Origin of the sequence: Catenulispora pinistramenti (genome assembly GCF_018274385.1) — a bacterium.
GTDB classification, from domain to species: domain Bacteria; phylum Actinomycetota; class Actinomycetes; order Streptomycetales; family Catenulisporaceae; genus Catenulispora; species Catenulispora pinistramenti.
This window is the reverse complement of the sequence record NZ_JAAFYZ010000025.1, coordinates 15,488-33,467: the sequence shown is the minus strand read 5'-3', so window position 1 is coordinate 33,467 and position 17,980 is coordinate 15,488. Positions and strand designations below refer to the sequence as shown.

At 70.8% G+C, this 17,980-nt stretch carries 18 protein-coding genes; 16 read left to right on the top strand and 2 right to left on the bottom strand.

Annotation, left to right across the window (positions count from 1 at the left end; genetic code table 11):
• Positions 1 to 160: 160 nt before the first annotated feature.
• Positions 161 to 841: a FadR/GntR family transcriptional regulator gene (locus KGQ19_RS10350; protein ID WP_212008869.1), complete on the bottom strand. Its 681-nt coding sequence runs from the start codon at positions 839 to 841 to the stop codon at positions 161 to 163.
• A gap of 81 nt (positions 842 to 922) precedes the next feature.
• Here KGQ19_RS10350 and leuA point away from each other — a divergent pair, with 81 nt between their 5' ends.
• The 4 genes from leuA (at position 923) to KGQ19_RS10330 (ending at position 5,762) form a co-directional block, all read left to right on the top strand.
• Complete coding sequence (gene leuA / locus KGQ19_RS10345) at positions 923 to 2,734, top strand: 2-isopropylmalate synthase (RefSeq protein WP_230418445.1); 1,812 nt, start codon at positions 923 to 925, stop codon at positions 2,732 to 2,734.
• A 147-nt stretch (positions 2,735 to 2,881) separates the two neighbouring features.
• Positions 2,882 to 3,499: a phosphatidylinositol phosphate synthase gene (pgsA, locus tag KGQ19_RS10340; protein WP_212008868.1), complete on the top strand. Its 618-nt coding sequence runs from the start codon at positions 2,882 to 2,884 to the stop codon at positions 3,497 to 3,499.
• Entirely contained in the window at positions 3,496 to 4,590 is a 1,095-nt protein-coding gene (locus KGQ19_RS10335; RefSeq protein ID WP_307856386.1) for a phosphatidylinositol mannoside acyltransferase, read from the top strand. The genes pgsA and KGQ19_RS10335 overlap by 4 nt, the downstream gene beginning before the upstream one ends.
• On the top strand, positions 4,587 to 5,762 hold the full coding sequence (locus tag KGQ19_RS10330; RefSeq protein WP_212008867.1) for a glycosyltransferase family 4 protein: 1,176 nt from the start codon (positions 4,587 to 4,589) through the stop codon (positions 5,760 to 5,762). The genes KGQ19_RS10335 and KGQ19_RS10330 overlap by 4 nt, the downstream gene beginning before the upstream one ends.
• A 58-nt stretch (positions 5,763 to 5,820) precedes the next feature.
• Here KGQ19_RS10330 and KGQ19_RS10325 read toward each other — a convergent pair whose 3' ends face one another.
• On the bottom strand, positions 5,821 to 6,546 hold the full coding sequence (locus KGQ19_RS10325; protein WP_212008866.1) for a hypothetical protein: 726 nt from the start codon (positions 6,544 to 6,546) through the stop codon (positions 5,821 to 5,823).
• A 64-nt stretch (positions 6,547 to 6,610) separates the two neighbouring features.
• Between KGQ19_RS10325 and KGQ19_RS51810 the strand changes: the two genes are divergently transcribed.
• The 12 genes from KGQ19_RS51810 (at position 6,611) to KGQ19_RS10265 (ending at position 17,423) form a co-directional block, all read left to right on the top strand.
• The gene (locus tag KGQ19_RS51810) at positions 6,611 to 7,093 is read left to right on the top strand and encodes a CGNR zinc finger domain-containing protein (RefSeq protein WP_212008865.1); all 483 of its coding nucleotides are present in this window, start codon (positions 6,611 to 6,613) and stop codon (positions 7,091 to 7,093) included.
• Positions 7,094 to 7,134: 41 nt separating this feature from the next.
• A complete protein-coding gene (locus KGQ19_RS10315) occupies positions 7,135 to 7,677 on the top strand; it encodes a LemA family protein (protein WP_212008864.1) in 543 nt (180 codons plus the stop codon).
• A 217-nt stretch (positions 7,678 to 7,894) separates the two neighbouring features.
• Positions 7,895 to 8,806, top strand: a complete 912-nt coding sequence (pdxS, locus tag KGQ19_RS10310; RefSeq protein ID WP_413562904.1) for a pyridoxal 5'-phosphate synthase lyase subunit PdxS — start codon at positions 7,895 to 7,897, stop codon at positions 8,804 to 8,806.
• Positions 8,807 to 8,809: 3 nt separating this feature from the next.
• On the top strand, positions 8,810 to 9,424 hold the full coding sequence (gene pdxT, locus KGQ19_RS10305) for a pyridoxal 5'-phosphate synthase glutaminase subunit PdxT (RefSeq protein WP_230418444.1): 615 nt from the start codon (positions 8,810 to 8,812) through the stop codon (positions 9,422 to 9,424).
• A 28-nt stretch (positions 9,425 to 9,452) separates the two neighbouring features.
• Positions 9,453 to 10,208 (top strand): YebC/PmpR family DNA-binding transcriptional regulator, encoded by a 756-nt coding sequence (locus tag KGQ19_RS10300; protein ID WP_194892606.1) that lies wholly within the window; start codon positions 9,453 to 9,455, stop codon positions 10,206 to 10,208.
• 126 nt (positions 10,209 to 10,334) lie between these two features.
• Complete coding sequence (gene ruvC / locus KGQ19_RS10295) at positions 10,335 to 10,847, top strand: crossover junction endodeoxyribonuclease RuvC (RefSeq protein ID WP_212008863.1); 513 nt, start codon at positions 10,335 to 10,337, stop codon at positions 10,845 to 10,847.
• A gap of 84 nt (positions 10,848 to 10,931) precedes the next feature.
• A complete protein-coding gene (gene ruvA / locus KGQ19_RS10290; RefSeq protein WP_212008862.1) occupies positions 10,932 to 11,558 on the top strand; it encodes a Holliday junction branch migration protein RuvA in 627 nt (208 codons plus the stop codon).
• Positions 11,559 to 11,646: 88 nt separating this feature from the next.
• Positions 11,647 to 12,660 (top strand): Holliday junction branch migration DNA helicase RuvB, encoded by a 1,014-nt coding sequence (gene ruvB / locus KGQ19_RS10285; RefSeq protein WP_212008861.1) that lies wholly within the window; start codon positions 11,647 to 11,649, stop codon positions 12,658 to 12,660.
• 295 nt (positions 12,661 to 12,955) lie between these two features.
• Positions 12,956 to 13,453 (top strand): preprotein translocase subunit YajC, encoded by a 498-nt coding sequence (yajC, locus tag KGQ19_RS10280; RefSeq protein WP_212008860.1) that lies wholly within the window; start codon positions 12,956 to 12,958, stop codon positions 13,451 to 13,453.
• 233 nt (positions 13,454 to 13,686) lie between these two features.
• The gene (gene secD, locus KGQ19_RS10275; protein ID WP_212008859.1) at positions 13,687 to 15,600 is read left to right on the top strand and encodes a protein translocase subunit SecD; all 1,914 of its coding nucleotides are present in this window, start codon (positions 13,687 to 13,689) and stop codon (positions 15,598 to 15,600) included.
• Positions 15,600 to 16,784 (top strand): protein translocase subunit SecF, encoded by a 1,185-nt coding sequence (secF, locus tag KGQ19_RS10270; RefSeq protein ID WP_212008858.1) that lies wholly within the window; start codon positions 15,600 to 15,602, stop codon positions 16,782 to 16,784. The genes secD and secF overlap by 1 nt, the downstream gene beginning before the upstream one ends.
• 75 nt (positions 16,785 to 16,859) lie before the next feature.
• Positions 16,860 to 17,423, top strand: a complete 564-nt coding sequence (locus KGQ19_RS10265) for an adenine phosphoribosyltransferase (RefSeq protein ID WP_212008857.1) — start codon at positions 16,860 to 16,862, stop codon at positions 17,421 to 17,423.
• Positions 17,424 to 17,980 lie beyond the last annotated feature (557 nt).

The window sequence follows — 17,980 nt, the reverse complement described above, 5'->3', positions numbered from 1 at the left end:
TCACCGAGCCGGAGCCGATCTTGTCATGACACGGGGGCAACGGTTGTACCAGCTGTACATACTTCGTTACCCGGCTGTTCCTTGCAGCCAACTCCTATATCGGACAGGCCACAAGGGGGCGGGGCCCGAGTGGTTCACGCGGTGTTTACGAGGTCGCGGCTCACGGGATCCGGCGCAGCGTGGTCGCGCCGATCTCCTCGCTCACCACGGTCTCGGCCCGGTCCGGGTTCCCCTCCGCGACCGCCGCGACCAGCGCCGCGTGCGCCCGGTGCCCCAGGTTCTCGTCGGCCCGGCCCAGCCGTTTGACCATCTCCACCAGACCCTCCCGCAGGGTCGGGACGAACTGCTCGAACAAGGCGGTGAGCACCGGGTTCCCGGCCGCGGCCACGAGTGCCGTGTGCAGGGCGACGTCGGCGTCCACGAACTCCTCGTCGGACCTGCGCGCGGCGCGGGTCCGGCGCTCCAGCGCGGCTTCGAGTGTCGCGACGTCGGCCTGGGTGCGGCGCTCGGCGGCCAGCCGCGCGGCCCGGGTCTCGATCATCATCCGGACCTCGTAGAGGTCGGCGACCGAGGCTTTGCGCAGGTGGTCGGCCAGATCGGTGCGGGACTCGACGGCCAGCACGAACACCCCGGCCCCCTGCCGCGGCTGGAGCAGCCCCTCGCCGGCCAGGGCCCGGATCGCCTCGCGGACCGTGGAGCGGCCGACGCCCAGCGAGGCGGCCAGCGTGGTCTCGCCGGGCAGTTTGGTGCCGACCGGCCAGGCCCCGCCGGTGATCTGCTCGCGCAGCTGTTCGGCGGCCTGCTCCACGAGCGGGCTGGGCTGGATCGATCGCAGGCTCACGGCCCCAGTTGTACCACCGTCCCGGCACCGCTCAGCAACTCAGGTGCTCAGCTTGTCTGAGGAGTGCTACCGTTCGGGGGCATGACGACTCGAGCCCTGACCCCGCCGTGGAATCCCCAGCAGCCCAGCCCGATGCCCTCGCACCGCTACCGGAGCGTCTTCGACCGGGTGGACGTCCCGCTCGCGGCGAAGCCGGAGACGAAGACACAGCCAGCGCGGACCTGGCCCGACAACCGCTTCACCGCCGCGCCGCTGTGGGTCCCGGTGGACCTGCGGGACGGCAACCAGGCGCTGGCCGAGCCGATGGACACCGAGCGCAAGGCCCGGATGTTCGGCCTGTTCCTGCTGATGGGATACAAGGAGATCGAGGTCGCTTATCCCTCGGCCAGCCAGACGGATTTCGACTTCGTGCGCTCGCTGGCGGCCCGTGACGACATCCCGGAGGACGTCACGATCTCCGTCTTCACCCCGGCCAAGCCCGAGCTGATCGAGCGGACCTTCGCTGCGGTCGAGGGCCTGCCGAACGTGCTGGTCCACCTCTACACCGCGACCGCGCCGGCCTGGCGCGACCTGGTGTTGCGGGGCAGCCGGGCCGAGGTCAAGGCGCTGATCGAGGACGCCGCGGAACTGGTCGCCAAGCTCGCCGACCAGCGCTCGGGGGCGAAAGGCGCGGGCGCGGAACACAGTTCGGGCGCCGACCGGATGCGCTTCCAGTTCTCGCCTGAGGTGTTCAACCTGACCGAGCCGGACTACGTGCTCGAGGTCTGCGACCGGGTCACCGAGATCTGGGACGCGTGCGCCGACCGCCCCGTGGTGCACAACCTGCCGGCCACGGTCGAGGTGGCGACGCCGAACATCTACGCCGACCAGATCGAGTACATGAGCCGGAACCTGGCCCGCCGCGAGGACGTGATCCTGTCCGTGCACCCGCACAACGACCGCGGTACCGGCGTGGCCTGCGCCGAGCTCGCGGTGCTGGCCGGGGCGCAGCGCGTCGAGGGCTGCCTGTTCGGCAACGGCGAGCGCACCGGCAACGTGGACCTGGTGACGCTGGGGCTGAACCTGCACGCGCAGGGCGTGGATCCCATGATCGACTTCTCCGACATCGACGCGATCAAGGCCGTGGTCCAGGAGTGCAACCGGATCCCGGTCCACGTGCGGCACCCCTACGGCGGCGACCTCGTCTACACCGCGTTCTCCGGCACGCACCAGGACGCCATCAGCAAGGGCATGGCGCACCACGCCGCCTCGGCCGCCAAGCTGGGAGTGCCGCCGGACCAGGCGCCGTGGGACGTGCCGTACCTGCCGATCGACCCGGCGGACGTCGGGCGCAGCTACGAGGGCGTGATCCGGGTCAACAGCCAGTCCGGCAAGGGCGGGATGGCCTATCTGCTGCGCACGCACTACGGCGTCGATCTGCCGCGCGAGTTTCAGCCGGTGTTCTCCAAGGTGGTGCAGCGGGCCACCGACCAGCACGGTCAGGAGATGGCGCCGAAGGATCTGTGGGAGCTGTTCCGGGCGACGTATGTGGTGCCGGGGGAGGACGGCCCGTGGCAGCTGACCGAGCCGGCGTTCCAGGAACTCCCGGAGGGCGGCCACCGGGTCGGGGCGAGCGTGGTCCGCGCCGACGGCGGTGTCATCCCGGTATCCGGTTCCGGTAATGGGCCGCTGTCGGCGCTGACCGTGGCCCTGGCCAAGGCCGGGATCCGGTTCGAAGTGCTCGACTACTCCGAACACGCGGTGGCCGCCGGCGCCGACGCCGTCGCGGCCTGCTACATCCGCTCCCGGGTGGACGGCCGTGAGGTCTGGGGCGTGGGCCTGGACACCTCAGTGGTGACCGCGATGGTGCGGGCCGCGGTGTCCGCCCTGAACCAGGGGCTCGACCAGGCCTGACGACGGGTGCGAGGGGGTCGGGCGGGGACGGTCCCACCCGGCCGTCGAGGGTAGCCGGAGGCGGCCGGACCCCTATGATGGCCTCGCGGTCGGCTGGCCGCGGGACAGACGCCCCACCGACCCCACGTACCCGATTTCAGGACGGTCATGCTCAACCGTTATGCGCGTGCCTTCTTCACCGCCATCTTCACCCCGACCGCCCGGTTCTTTCTGAAGATCGGGATCAGTCCGGACGCGGTGACGCTGGTGGGCACGCTCGGCGTGATCGCCGGTGCGCTGTGCTTCTATCCGCGCGGGTCGTTCTTCGTCGGGACGGTGGTCATCACCGCGTTCGTGTTCTCCGATCTGATCGACGGCACGATGGCGCGGATTCTGGAGCGCACCGACAAGTTCGGGGCGTTCTGGGATTCCACGCTGGACCGGCTCGGCGACGCGGCGATCTTCGGCGGGCTGGCGTACTGGTTCGCCCGCGGCGGGAACCAGCCGGTCATGTTCGGGCTCTGCCTGGCCATCATGGCGCTGGGCGCGGTGGTGTCCTACGCGCGGGCCCGCGCCGAGGGGCTCGGGGTGAACGCCAACGTCGGCTACGTCGAGCGCAGCGAGCGGCTGGTCGGGTCGCTGGTGGCGACCGGGCTGGCGGGGCTGGGCGTGCCCTACATCCAGGCGATCACGCTGTGGGCCATCGCCATCGGGTCCTTCGTCACGCTGGTGCAGCGGGTGATGCTGGTCCGCAAGGTACTGCTCAAGGGGGAGGCGGTCGCGTGAGCGCTGGGACCGTGCGTACGGAAAGCGCCAAGGAGCGGCTGGTCAGCTGGGGCTACGGGGCGGCGTGGGGAGCGGTGAAGCTGCTGCCGGAGCGCGCGGCCTACCGGGTGTTCGACCTCATCGCCGACCGGCTGTGGGCCCGGCGCGGCGGCCAGGTGCGGCAGCTGGAGAAGAACCTGCTGCGGGTGCTGGGCAAGGACACGTCGGAGGCGAAGCTGCGCGCGGTCTCGCACCAGGCCATGCGGTCGGCGCTGCGGCAGTACTGCGAGCAGTTCCGCGTGCCGACGTGGAGCCGTGAGCGCATCATGAGCAGCGTCGACTTCCCCGCCGAGGACATAGGGCGGCTGAAGGCCGCGATGTCCTCCGGCCGCGGAGCGATCCTGGCCCTGGGCCACACCGGCAACTACGACCACGCCGGGGTGTGGCTGGTGCACTTCACCGGCGAGGGCTTCACCACGGTCGCCGAGCACCTGAAGCCGGAGTCGGTGGCCGAGAAGTTCCTGGACTACCGGCGCGGCCTGGGCATGGAGGTGCTGCCGCACGACGGGGGCCCGTCGGTGTTCGGCACGCTGGCCCGGCGGCTGCGGGCCGGCAAGACGGTCGCCCTGGTCGCCGACCGGGACCTGAGCGCCAGCGGTGCGCAGGTGACGATGTTCGGCGAGGCCACGCGGATCGCGGCCGGGCCGGCGGCGCTGGCGGTGCAGACCGGGGCGGCGTTGCTGCCGGTGCGGCTCTGGTACCCGTCGTATGGGCGGATGAGCATAAGGGTGGGGCGGGAGATTCCGGTTCCGGCTGACGGGAAGCGGCCGGAGAAGGTGGCCGTGATGTGCCAGCAGCTCGCCGACGCTTATGCCGAGGGGATCGCCGCGCATCCGGCGGACTGGCACATGATGCAGAAGTTCTTCCTCGCGGACCTTGATCCGGCTAAGGCGCCCAAGGCGAAGCCGGCGGCTGCGGCTGCGGCGGCGGCGGACACAGAGACGGATTCGGGGGCTGCGGCCGCGCCTGAAGCCGAGGCCAAGGCTGCGCCCGAGCCCCAGGCCAAGGTCGCGCCTGAGCCGGAGCCGTCGCCTTCCCCGGAGGCGTCGTGAAAATCGGCGTGGTCTGCCCTTACGCGTGGGACATCCCGGGCGGCGTGCAGAACCACGTCCGGGACCTGGCCGAGCACCTGATCCGGCTGGGTCACGAGGTCTCGGTGCTGGCCCCGGCCGACGACGAGGCCTCGCTGCCGGAGTACGTCACCCCCGCCGGGCGTGCGGTGCCGGTGCCGTACAACGGCTCGGTGGCGCGCGTGAACTTCGGCTTCCTGTCCGCCGCGCGGGTGCGGCGCTGGCTGCACGACGGCGCGTTCGACGTGCTGCACGTGCACGAGCCGTCCTCGCCGAGCCTGTCGATGCTGGCCTGCTGGGCCGGCTCCGGGCCGATCGTCGCCACTTTCCACACCGCCAACCCGCGCTCGCGGGCGATGACCGTCGCGTACCCGATCCTCCAGCCCACGCTGGAGAAGATCAGCGCCCGTATCGCCGTGTCCGAATACGCGCGCCGCACCCTGGTCGAGCACCTGGGCGGCGACGCGGTGGTGATCCCGAACGGCGTGGACGTCGGTTTCTACCAGCGCGCCGAGCCCCGGCCGGAGTGGCAGACGCAGCCCGGCCAGGGCGGGACGCTGGCGTTCATCGGCCGCTTCACCGAGTCGCGCAAGGGCCTGGCGACGCTGTTGGAGGCGTTCCCCGAGATCGCCGCGGTCCGGCCCGGCGTCCGGCTGCTGGTGCTCGGCGGCGGCGACGCGGAGGAGGCCGCGGCGTTCCTGCCGGATGCGGTGCGCGGCCAGGTGGAGTTCCTGGGCCGGCTCTCCGATACGGACAAGGCACGCCTGCTGTCCAGCGTGGACGTCTACGTGGCGCCCAACCTCGGCGGCGAGAGCTTCGGCATCATCCTGGTCGAGGCCATGTCCGCCGGAGCGCCGGTGCTGGCCAGCGACCTGGACGCCTTCGAACTGGTCCTGGAGGGCGGCACGGTCGGGCGCACGTTCCCGGTCGGCGACGCCCACGCCCTGGCCAAGGACGCGATCGAGCTGCTGGGCGACGCCGGGGAGCGCGCGCGGCTGTCGCAGGCGGCCTCGCTCGCGGTGCGGCGCTACGACTGGTCGGTGGTGGCCGCGGACCTGCTCGCGGTGTACGAGATGGTGACGACGGCTCCGGCTTCGGTGGCGCGGGCCGCCGAGGTGGAGGCGCTGAGCGCGGGGGAGTTGCTGGAGCCCTGAGGCTTCACGGCCCTCGCGCGGCCCGGGTGGTCCACCCGGGCCGTTTTCGCCCCTTGATTCAGTCCTCGAAGTCTTCGAAGGCTTCGAAGTCGCCGGCGTCGCCGGTCGCACCACCGAGCAGCCAGCGGATCCGCAGTTCCTCGGCCCCGACGCTGTAGGTGTCGACCAGGTCGGCGCGCTCGGGATCGTCCTCGGGCAGCGCGGAGGCCAGCGCGGCCTGGGCCGCGAGGGTCAGCGCCCGGGCGCCGAGCGCCGCGCGCAGGTGGAGCGAGCGTCGCAGCATCCGGACACCCTCCGCGGGCTCGCGGTGCGCGGACAGGTGGCGGACGCAGATGGACTCCAGGAGCGCGTCCCGCTCCTTCACCCCGACTTCGAGCGCCGTCTCGAAGTGCGGGACCGCGCCGCCCGCGTCCTCGTCGACGTTGTCGAGCAGGCATCCCCAGTGGAACTCGGCCCAGCCGCGCGTGGCCTCGTCGCCGTCCCGTACCGCGTTCCGGAATCCGGCCTCGGCGTCGGCGCGGTCCTCGGGACGCGGGTCGCGACGGAACAGCAGGCGGCTGTAGGCCAGGCGCGCCCGCAGTACCTGGGCCGTCGGCGAGGCGGGGTCGAGGGCTGCGACAGCCTGCTCGGCCTCGTCGTGCCCGGCCATCTGGAAGAACCAGCGTTCCACGGCTATCTCGGCGCGCAACTCCGACTCGGTGTCGGGAGCCAGCGCGGCGAGCGCCGCCTCCCACTCTCCGAGCAGCCACAAGCGCCGGGCTATGTAGGTGGTGTCAGCTATCATGGGGCCTACAGTAGGAATCGGCGATGTAGGCGGTCAAGTGCAATACGGTGACTACATAGGAAACGTGACCCGACTCGCGGTCGAGCTGGCCAACACCGCCACGCTGGACCTGGACGGCGAACTGGTCGCGGCGTTCTTCGGCGAACACGAGGTCGTCCCGCCGCCCGACGGCACCTACGGCGGTCTCCCCGAGCTGGTGTCCACGGCACTTGCCCAGCTTGTCGACGGCGACGCCCCCGACGCGGTCCACCGCCTCCTGCGCGACTACCCGCCGGAGATGCACCTGTCCGACCACGACGGCGTCCTCCACATCCACTTCAGCCGCGACGGCACTCCCGCCGAACGCTGGCTGGGCCAGCTCATCGCGGCGAAGCTCGCACTGGTCGCGGCCGGCGATCCGGCGGTGACCCTGGGCCGCTGCGCCGCGGCGGGGTGCGGGAACTACTTCGTGGACCAGTCCCGGAACCGTACGCGGCGCTTCTGCGGCAACGCCTGCGCGAGCCGGACGACCGTCGCGGCCTATCGAGCGCGGGCTACGCAGGACTGAGTGAGGCCCAGACCGCCCCCGGCCCACTAGGCTGACCAACCGTGTCCGTCCTCGTCTACGCCGCAGCGGTCGTCCTGCTCATCGGCCTCTACCTCAGCTGGACCGCCAACCGGCTGGACCGTCTGCACACCCGGCGCGACGCGGCCTGGGCCGCGCTCGACGCGCAGCTCGTGCGGCGGGCCTCGGTGTCGCTGGACCTGGCGGCCTCGCGCCTGCTGGACCCGGCCGCGTCGATCCTGCTCGACGACGCCGCGCACACCGCGCGCGACGCCGCCGCGGACAGCCGCGACCTCGCGGAGACGAACCTGACCCGGGTGCTGCGCGACGTCTTCGACGACCCCAAGGAGAGCCTGGCGCTCAGGGAGCGGCCGGGCGGGGGCGCGCTGCTGGTCGAGCTGGACTCGGCCTGTCGGCGGGTGCAGCTGTCGCGGCACTTCTACAACGACGCCGTGCGCGTCACGTGGGTGCTGCGGCGGCAGCGGCTGGTGCGGTGGTTCCGGCTGGCCGGGCACGCGCCGTTCCCGGACCAGTTCGAGATGGACGACGAGGAACCGGTCGGCTTGCGCGGAATGGCCGCCGGGTAGCGTCAGGCGGTAAGGGGCACAGCCGGTGTAAGGACCGTCACAGACCTGCGGTTCTGACGAGTCCCAGCCGACGCAAGCCGCCTCACCGTCCACTCTCGCATCCTGACCTGGCCAGATTGTCAGGTGGATCACACTTGCGCGCGCTCTAGGATGGTGCTCCGGAGGCAGTCCGCTCATCCGGCAGTTATTTAATCCACCTTCCCTTGTGAGGTCCACCGTGTCCGTGAACGAGACCAGCGCGCAGGCCCCCGAAATCGGCACCGCTCGCGTCAAGCGCGGCATGGCCGAGATGCTCAAGGGCGGCGTGATCATGGACGTCGTCACCCCCGACCAGGCCAAGATCGCCGAGGACGCCGGCGCGGTCGCGGTGATGGCGCTGGAGCGGGTGCCCGCGGACATCCGCAAGGACGGCGGCGTGGCCCGGATGAGCGACCCGGACATGGTCGACGGCATCATCGAGGCGGTCTCCATCCCGGTCATGGCCAAGGCCCGGATCGGCCACTTCGTCGAGGCCCAGGTGCTCCAGTCGCTCGGCGTCGACTACATCGACGAGTCCGAGGTGCTGACCCCGGCCGACGAGACCCACCACATCGACAAGTGGGCGTTCACCGTCCCCTTCGTCTGCGGTGCCACCAACCTCGGTGAGGCCCTGCGCCGGATCGCCGAGGGCGCGGCGATGATCCGTTCCAAGGGCGAGGCCGGCACCGGCAACGTGGTCGAGGCCACCCGGCACATGCGCCAGCTGCGCTCGGACATCAAGCGGCTGACGACGCTGGACGAGTCCGAGCTGTTCCTGGCGGCCAAGAACCACCAGGCGCCGTACGAGCTGGTCAAGGAGGTCGCGCGCACCGGCAAGCTGCCGGTCGTGCTGTTCACCGCCGGCGGCATCGCCACCCCGGCCGACGCCGCGATGATGATGCAGCTCGGCGCCGAGGGCGTCTTCGTCGGCTCCGGCATCTTCAAGTCCGGCGACCCGGAGAAGCGCGCCAAGGCGATCGTCGAGGCCACCACGCACTACGACGACGCGGACCTCATCGCCAAGGTCTCCCGCAACCTCGGCGAGGCGATCGTCGGGATCAACCTGGACACGCTGCCGGCCGAGCAGCGCTACGCCTCGCGCGGCTGGTAGTGCATGGCGACCACGGCTGACCCGATGATCGGCGTGCTCGCGCTGCAAGGCGACTTCCGCGAGCACGTCGCGGCCCTGAAGGCGATCGGCGCCCGCAGCGCGCTGGTGCGCCGCCCGGACGACCTGCAGGCGGTCGACGCGCTGATCGTGCCGGGCGGGGAGTCCACCACGATGTGGAAGCTCGCCACCACGGCCGAGATGTTCGAGCCGGTGCGCAAGCGGATCGCCGACGGGATGCCGGCCTTCGGCACCTGCGCCGGGATGATCATGCTGGCCGACCGGATCACCGACGCCGCCGCCGGTCAGGAGACCTTCGGCGGGCTGCCGATCACGGTGCGGCGTAACGCTTTCGGGCGACAGACGGAGTCCTTCGAGGAGCCGATCGCCTTCGACGGCATCGGCGAATTGGCCGGTGTCTTCATCCGCGCGCCCTGGGTGGAGAGCGTCCAGGACGGTGTCGAGGTGCTGGCTCGCGTCACGAGTGGCCCGGCAATCGGTAGGATCGTCGCGGTCCGGCAGGGAAACCTGCTGGCGACGTCCTTCCATCCGGAGCTGACCGCGGACCGCCGGGTCCACGAGTTTTTCGTGGCGATGGTGACCGACCGCGGCTCGGCCTGAATGAATTCGTAGTTAGGGAGCAGGGGTAATGTCCGGCCACTCCAAATGGGCGACCACCAAGCACAAGAAGGCGGTCATCGACGCCAAGCGCGGCAAGCTGTTCGCCCGGCTGATCAAGAACATCGAAGTCGCCGCCAAGACCGGCGGCGGAGATGTGACGGGTAACCCCACGCTCTTCGACGCGGTCCAGAAGGCCAAGAAGAACTCGGTCCCGGCCGACAACATCGACCGCGCGGTCAAGCGCGGGTCCGGCGCGGAGGCCGGCGGCGCCGACTGGCAGACCATCATGTACGAGGGCTACGCCCCGAACGGCGTGGCGGTCCTGATCGAGTGCCTGACCGACAACCGTAACCGCGCCGCCTCCGAGGTGCGGGTGGCCATGACCCGCAACGGCGGCTCGATGGCCGACCCGGGCTCGGTGTCGTACATGTTCACCCGCAAGGGTGTCGTGATCGTCCCCAAGTCCGGCAGCCTGACCGAGGACGACGTCCTGCTGGCGGTGCTGGAGGCCGGCGCCGAGGAGGTCAACGACCTCGGTGAGGCCTTCGAGGTGGTCAGCGAGGCCGCCGACCTGATCCCGGTGCGCACCGCGCTCCAGGGAGCGGACATCGACTACGAGTCGGCCGAGTCCTCCTTCCTGCCGTCGGTGCAGGTGGAGCTGGACGAGGACGGCGCGCGCAAGGTGTTCCGCCTCATCGAGGCCCTGGAGGACAGCGACGACGTGCAGAACGTCTACGCCAACTTCGACGTCTCCGACGACGTCATGGAGAAGATCGACGCCTGACAGGCGCGCTCTCCCACGGAGCCGGGCACGCGGATGGCGGCCCGGCTCCGTCGCTGTGTCCGTCCGCGCCGCTAGGCTTCCCTCCAAAAGAGAACTGCTGTTTGTCGCAACGGAGGTCGGTCGCGCGTGCGGGTGCTGGGGGTCGATCCGGGACTGACGCGGTGCGGCGTGGGCGTGGTCGAGGGCACGCCCGGGCGGCCGCTGACGCTGGTCGGGGTCGGCGTGATCCGCACCCCGGCGGACATGGACCTCTCGCGCCGGCTGCTGGCCATCGAGACCGGGCTGGAGGAGTGGTTCGCCGAGCACCGGCCGGAGGCGGTCGCGGTCGAGCGGGTCTTCAGCCAGCACAACGTGCGGACCGTGATGGGCACCGCGCAGGCCAGCGCGGTGGCGATGCTGGTGGCCGCCCGGCACGGACTGCCGGTCGCGCTGCACACGCCGAGCGAGGTCAAGGCGGCGATCAGCGGATCCGGGCGGGCCGACAAGGACCAGGTGGCGGCCATGGTGGCGCGGGTGCTGCGGCTGGCCGGGCCGCCCAAGCCGGCCGACGCCGCCGACGCCGCGGCCCTGGCCATCTGCCACATCTGGCGCGGGACCGCGCAGAACCGGCTGGCCGCGGCGATCGCGAAGCAGCGGTGAGCCGCTTTCCGGTGAGCCCCTTTCACCAGGACAGCACAGACATGAGGACAGCACAGTCATGAGCACAGCAGTGAGGAGTGGCGCGTGATCGCCTTCGTATCCGGCCCGGTGGCCGCGGTGACCCCGACCGGCGCGGTGGTCGAGGTCGGCGGCGTGGGCATGCTCGTGCACTGCGGCCCCGGCACGCTGGCCGCCCTCACCGTCGGGGAGAAGGCGAAACTCTTCACCGCCCTGGTGGTCCGCGAGGACTCACTGACCCTCTACGGCTTCGCCACCGACGACGAGCGCGCCACCTTCGAACTCTTGCAGACCGCCAGCGGCATCGGCCCGAAGGTGGCCCAGGCCATGCTCTCGGTGCACTCGCCCGACACCCTGCGCACCATCTTCATGACCGGTGACGAGGCAGCCCTGACCCAGGTCCCGGGCATCGGCAAGAAGGGCGCCCAGCGCCTGCTCCTGGAACTCAAGGAACGCCTCGGCCCGCCCACCGGCGCCGTCCCGGGCCAGACGCACAACGGCTGGAGCCGCGCCGGCCTGGGCTCGTGGCGCGTTCAACTGCTCGAGGCGCTGACCGGCCTGGGCTGGTCGGCGCGGGAGGCCGATGACGCGGTCACCGCGGTCAGCCCGCTGGCCGCGGAGCAGGAGGCGGCCGGGCAGACGGTTCAGCTGGGGCCGTTGTTGAAGGCTGCTTTGCGGACGATGAAGAAGTAGCCGGGGGTCGGCCATCGCTTCAGTCGGAGCCCCCTGACACGATGGACCCCGAGTCCGTCCCGAGCACACCCCCAGGAGAACCGCCGCCGTGGAACAGGAAACCGAACGCCTCGTCTCCGGCACCGCCGTCAGCGGCGATGCCGAGGAGCAGGCGGCCGAGGCGGCGCTGCGGCCCAAGCGGCTGGCCGAGTTCGTCGGGCAGCCCAAGGTGCGCGATCAGTTGTCGCTGGTGCTGGACGCGGCGCGGATGCGGGAGGCGGCGCCTGATCACATCCTGCTGTCCGGGCCGCCCGGGCTGGGGAAGACGACGCTGTCGATGATCATCGCCAATGAGATGGCGACACCGATCCGGATCACGTCCGGGCCGGCCATCCAGCACGCGGGCGACCTGGCCGCGATCCTGTCCTCGCTGGCCGAGGGCGAGGTGTTGTTCCTCGACGAGATCCACCGGATGTCGCGGCCCGCCGAGGAGATGCTGTACATGGCGATGGAGGACTTCCGGGTCGACGTCATCGTCGGCAAGGGGCCCGGGGCGACCGCGATTCCATTGGAGCTGCCGCCGTTCACGCTGGTCGGCGCCACCACGCGCTCGGGCCTGCTGCCCGCGCCGCTGCGCGACCGGTTCGGCTTCACCGCGCATCTGGAGTTCTACTCCGCCGAAGACCTGGAGTACGTCGTCAACCGCTCCGCGCGCCTGCTCAACGTGCGCATCGACGCCGAGGGCGCGAAGGAGATCGCCGGGCGTTCGCGCGGCACCCCGCGGATCGCGAACCGGCTGCTGCGGCGGGTGCGCGACTACGCCGAGGTGAAAGCCGACGGCGCGGTGAACCTGGAGATCGCGCGGGCCGCGCTGGCCGTCTACGAGGTGGACGAGCGCGGCCTGGACCGGCTGGACCGCGCCGTGCTGCACGCGCTGCTCAAGCTGTTCGGCGGCGGCCCGGTCGGGCTGTCCACCCTGGCCGTGGCGGTGGGGGAGGAGTCCGAGACGGTCGAGGAAGTGGCCGAGCCGTTCCTGGTGCGCGAGGGCCTGCTCGCGCGGACCCCGCGGGGCCGTATCGCGACCGCCGCGGCGTGGGCGCATTTCGGCCTCAGCGCCCCGTGATCAGGTGAAGCGCGCCGATTACCGCTTGATATCGGGCATATCACGCCAGGCGGTGCGACAACATCGTTCTCGGGAGTCCCACCAGGCGACTTACGGCGCTCGGGGCCCGCTGCGGTTCACAAGTTCCGGATGATTTCGACTACGTTGGGTCACGGGAACCGGCCGAAGGCCCCAGACCGTTGTTCGGGGCGTATCGGCTCGCATAAACTCCCGCGAGTCGGGCGGTGCCCCCCACCGCCCATCAGCGACCTCCCGGCCCGGCGCCGGCGGTCTTCAACAAGGACCAGCGACACCTATGGGATCTCCTGTTTTCCTGATCTGGATCGTCCTGATCGGGGCCATGTTCTACTTCATGATGATCCGGCCGCAGAAGCGGGCGCGATCGCAGCAGTCCGACATGCAGCAGCACCTTCAGCCCGGTGCCTACGTGCGGACCACGGCCCAGATCATGGGCACCATCGTCGAGGTCGGTGACGACTGGGCCATCGTGGAGACCACCCCGGGTACGCGTATCAAGTTCGGCAAGCCCGCGATCGTCGGCGTCATCCTCGAGGACGAGGACGTCGCGCAGGACAGCGCCGAGGACGCCGAGTCGGCTGAGGACGCGCCGACCCCCGGCGGCATCGGCGACGCCCCGGCGGCTGAGAAGCACTCCGTCCAGGACGCGGTGCCGGCCCAGGCCCAGGACTCCGTCCCGGCCGAGTCCGACCAGACCGCTGACGAGACCGCTGATGAGGCCACCGACCTCAAGCCGGCTGGGGAGGTCAAGGACGCCGAGCCGGCGAAGTCGTGACCGCTGTCGCGAAAAGGCTCGGCAACGGAAAAGGTTTCCTCACCGAAAACCTGTAAGGTCGCACCGCCGCCACGGACCGTGTACTACCGGTCCCGGCGGCGGGGCGGCGTGGGGTGTGACCGACGCGCCGGCGCCGGACACGACACGACACGAAGAGACGGACGAATCCCTTGGCCGGATCGAAGGCTCCGCGGTCCCGGAACCGCAAGACGAGCCCCTGGACCCCCCTGACGGTGCTAGCCGCCGTCATCATGGCGCTGGTCGGCACCATGATCGGCACCGGGCACAAGACCCCCCAGCTCGGCATCGACCTGGCCGGCGGCACCACGATGACGATGACCGCCCAGGGCAGCAAGGCCCCGGCGACCGGCGACATGGACACCGCGCTGCAGATCATGCGGAACCGGGTCAACGGCCAGGGTGTGTCCGAGGCCGAGGTGACCAAGCAGGGCAACAACGCGATCGAGGTCGACCTGCCCGGCAAGAACTCCTCGGAGCTGCTCAAGCAGCTCGGCCAGACCGCGAAGCTGTACTTCCGCGTGGTGGTCGCCGACCCGACGCAGTACGGGATCCCGGCCCGGAGCACCGTGGCGCCGCCCACCGCGACGCCGTCCTCGCCGACGCCCAGCCCGTCCGGGGCCACCACGCCGTCCGGCTCGGCCGGCTCCAAGGAGTCCAGCCCGCCGTCGTCCAAGAGCAGCGGCTCTTCGGCCACGACACCCTCCTCGTCCAAGGCGAGCACCCCGAGCACCCCTTCGGGCACCTCCTCGTCCACCCAGCACCGGGTCGCCGACCAGGGTCTGAAGGACTCCGACGTCGCCAGCTCCGACACCCCGTCGGGTTCCTCGACCGGGTCGACCGCCAGTTCCAAGAGCTCGGCCACGGCCAGCGGCTCCAAGAGCGCGGCGTCCACGCCCTCGACCCCCGCGTCGAACCCGTCGTCCCCGGCTCCCTCGCCGAGCGCGTCCCCGTCCGCCCCGGCCACCGCGCCGGACGGCACGGTGAAGGAGAGCACGCCGAACGCCACGGCGCTGAACCTGTACGAGACCATCGACTGCACCAAGCCGCCGACGACCCTGGGCAGCATGTTCGCCGCCAACCAGTTCTCGGTCGGCTGTGACTTCACCAGCCACGAGCCCTACCTGCTGGAGCCGGCCGACGTGGACGGCAAGGACCTGTCCAGCGCCTCGGCCAACGCGGTCACCGCCGGCGGTTCGAACGCGTTCCTGACCGGCCAGTGGGAAGTCGACCTGTCCTTCAACAGCAAGGGCGCCGCGGACTTCGGCCGGGTCACCACCGAGCTGAACGGCAACGGCGGCCAGTTCGCCGTGGACCTGGACGGCACCGTCTACAGCGCGGCCACCGTGCAGCAGCCGATCACCGACGGCAACGCCCGGATCACCGGCACCTTCACCCAGAAGCAGGCCCAGGACCTGGCCAACGTGCTGAAGTACGGCTCGCTGCCGATCACCTTCGACCAGGGCAACGTCTCGCAGATCTCGGCCTCGCTGGCCGGTAACCAGCTGGCCGCGGGTCTGGTGGCCGGCGGCATCGGCATGGTGCTGGTGATCCTGTACCTGATCGCGTACTACCGCGGTCTGTCGATCGTCGCGGTGTCCTCGCTGGTGATCTCCGCCATCTTGACCTACTCCCTGGTCAGCCTGCTGGGCTCGGCGATCAGCTTCCGGCTCTCGCTGGCCGGTGTCGCAGGTCTGGTGGTCGCGATCGGCATCACCGCGGACTCGTTCGTCATCTTCTTCGAACGGCTCCGCGACGAGGTGCGGGAAGGCAGAACCCTGCGAACCGCCGTGGACCACGGCTGGGTCCGGGCCCGCCGGACGATCATCTCCTCGGACTTCGTGTCCTTCCTGGCCGCCTTCGTCCTGTACGAGGTCTCGGTCGGCACCGTGAAGGGCTTCGCGTTCACCCTCGGCCTGACCACGCTGCTGGACATCGTGGTGGTGTTCACCTTCACCAAGCCGATCGTCACGCTGCTGGCCCGCCGCAAGTTCTTCAACGACGGACACCCGTGGTCCGGCCTGGACCCCAACCGCCTGGGCGTCAAGAAGTCGCCGGGCATCCGCCAGACGATCGTCGACCGCCGCGCCGCAGCCCGCCGGGGCTCTGCGGAAGGGATGGAAGCCTGATGTCCGCCCACAACAGCTGGGGCAACCGCCTGTACCGCGGCGAGGTCTCCTATGACTTCATCGGCAAGCAGAAGCGCTGGTACGGCCTGTCCGGGGCGCTTCTGCTCATCTCGATCGTGTCCCTGCTCACGCTCGGACTGAACTTCACCCTGGACTTCCGCGGCGGGTCGCAGTTCGACATCGTGGCGCCGAACTCCAGCAGCGAGACCGTCAGCAAGATCCAGGACGGCGTCGGCGCGATCGTGAAGGACCCGACGGTCCAGACCTCGACCGACACCGCCGGCAAGCACATCATCGTCAAGACCACCCCGCTGAGCTCCGACCAACTGGCCCAGGTGCGCCAGGTGATCGCCACCGACAGCGGGGCGAAGGACCCGAACGCGGTGGGGGTCACCCTGGTCTCCGGCTCCTGGGGCCACGAGATCACCCAGAAGGCGATCGAGGGTCTGATCATCTTCGTCGCGCTGGTGATGCTGTACCTGGCGGTCTTCTACGAGTGGAAGATGGCGCTGTCCGGCATCATCGCCCTGATCCACGACCTGGTGATCACCGCCGGTATCTACGCCCTGATCGGCTTCGAGGTCTCCCCGGCCACGGTCATCGGCTTCCTGACCATCCTGGGCTACTCGCTCTACGACACGGTCGTGGTGTTCGACAAGGTCCGGGAGAACACCAAGGGCCTGGGCTCGGCCAAGACCGACCAGAGCTACACCCAGGCCGCGAACCTGGCCGTCAACCAGACCCTGATCCGCTCGCTGAACACCTCGCTGATCGCGCTGATCCCGGTGGCCTCGCTGCTGTTCGCGGGCACCGTGGTCAGCGGCGGCGCGGGCGTGCTCCAGGACCTGGCGCTGGCCCTGCTGGTCGGTATCGCGGTCGGCACCTACTCCTCGATCTTCATCGCGACGCCGCTGCTGGCCGACCTGAAGGAGCGCGAGCCGGAGATGCGCACGCTGAAGCGCAAGGCGCTGGGCGCGCAGAACAAGGCGGCAGCCAGGGCCGAGCGCAGCGGGGTGCCGACGCAGGACCGGCTCGCTCCCGGGTTCGCCGGGGCCGGGGACGGGGACGACCTGGAGGCGGCCGGCGCGGCCGAGGGCTCCGGGCGCGAGGTGCCGCGTGGGCCGCGGAACCAGCCGGTGCGCGGGGATCGCGGGCGGAACCGGCCCAGCGGCAAGCGGCGGTGAGGCGCGGCGCGGCACCGCCACCGCCCCCCCTTCGGGAGGGCCGGAAGCGGTGATCGCGCAGGGTAAGCTCCCGGAGTGAGCTTCCCCGAAAACCCCAGTGGCGAGGACCTGTCCAAGGTCCTCGCCACTCGCATTCTCGACGTCCCGGACTACCCGCAGCCCGGCGTCGTCTTCAAGGACATCACCCCGCTGCTCGGCGACCCGTCGGCGTTCGCCCCGGTGGTCGCGGCGATGGCCGAGCAGGTGCGCGCGGCCGGGGCCACCCGCGTCGCGGGGCTGGAAGCGCGCGGCTTCATCCTGGCGGCGCCGGTGGCGCTGGCGGCCGGCGTCGGCTTCGTCCCGGTCCGCAAGGCCGGCAAGCTCCCGCGCGCCACCTACCGCGAGGACTACCACCTGGAGTACGGCACCGCGACGATAGAGGTCCACCGCGACGCCTTCGCCCCGGGCGAACGCGTGATGATCGTCGACGACATCCTGGCCACCGGCGGCACCGCCGTCGCGGCGGCCAACCTGGTCCGCGACGCCGGCGCGGAACCGGTGGGACTGTCGGTGCTGATGGAACTGGGCTTCCTCAACGGACGCGAGCGTTTCGAACAGGCGGTCCCGGAGGCCGAAATCCTCACGCTTCTGGTGGTCTGAGCTGGTTCTTGCTCCGACTGGGAAACAATGTCCACAGAGCGGTCGTTACACTGGGCGAACCCACTGGAGTGAGAGGGACCCCGCTTGGCGACGAAGGAGCAGGTCGGATCGACGGCCGGGACCGGTGCGAACGGCGGCGACGACGCCGCGGCGAACGGCACGGCCGCCACGGGGCACGACGCTGCTGCGAAGCCGGGCAAGACGGGGCGCGGTAAGGGCTCCGGGGCCGGTGGCCGGGCGGCCGGGAAGGCTGCCGGCGGCGCTGATGGCGCGGCTGCCGATGCCGATGCCGGTACTTTGAGCGGGACTTCTGCTGCACAGGCCAATGGCGCGCCTGCTGCAAACGGCACGGCTGCTGATGCCTCTGCGCCAGCCAGCGCTGCTCCTGCTGCCACGGATTCTGCTGCCACTGCTCCTGCGGGCAAGGCTGCCGCTGCTCCGGCCTCGACGGGCGCCGCTTCGGCTTCCGCCCCGGCCAGCTCCACCGCGGCTGCCAAGAAGCACTCCGCCCCCGCCGGCACAGCTCCGGCGGCCAACGGCGCTGCTGCTCCGGCTTC

Excerpts from the sequence above, each read along its gene's own strand:
- leuA (WP_230418445.1), top strand. The coding sequence starts at position 923 with ATGACGACTCGAGCCCTGACCCCGCCGTGGAATCCCCAGCAGCCCAGC.
- pgsA (WP_212008868.1), top strand. The coding sequence starts at position 2,882 with ATGCTCAACCGTTATGCGCGTGCCTTCTTCACCGCCATCTTCACCCCG.
- KGQ19_RS10325 (WP_212008866.1), bottom strand. The coding sequence starts at position 6,546 with ATGATAGCTGACACCACCTACATAGCCCGGCGCTTGTGGCTGCTCGGA.
- pdxT (WP_230418444.1), top strand. The coding sequence starts at position 8,810 with ATGGCGACCACGGCTGACCCGATGATCGGCGTGCTCGCGCTGCAAGGC.
- KGQ19_RS10300 (WP_194892606.1), top strand. The coding sequence starts at position 9,453 with ATGTCCGGCCACTCCAAATGGGCGACCACCAAGCACAAGAAGGCGGTC.
- yajC (WP_212008860.1), top strand. The coding sequence starts at position 12,956 with ATGGGATCTCCTGTTTTCCTGATCTGGATCGTCCTGATCGGGGCCATG.
- secF (WP_212008858.1), top strand. The coding sequence starts at position 15,600 with ATGTCCGCCCACAACAGCTGGGGCAACCGCCTGTACCGCGGCGAGGTC.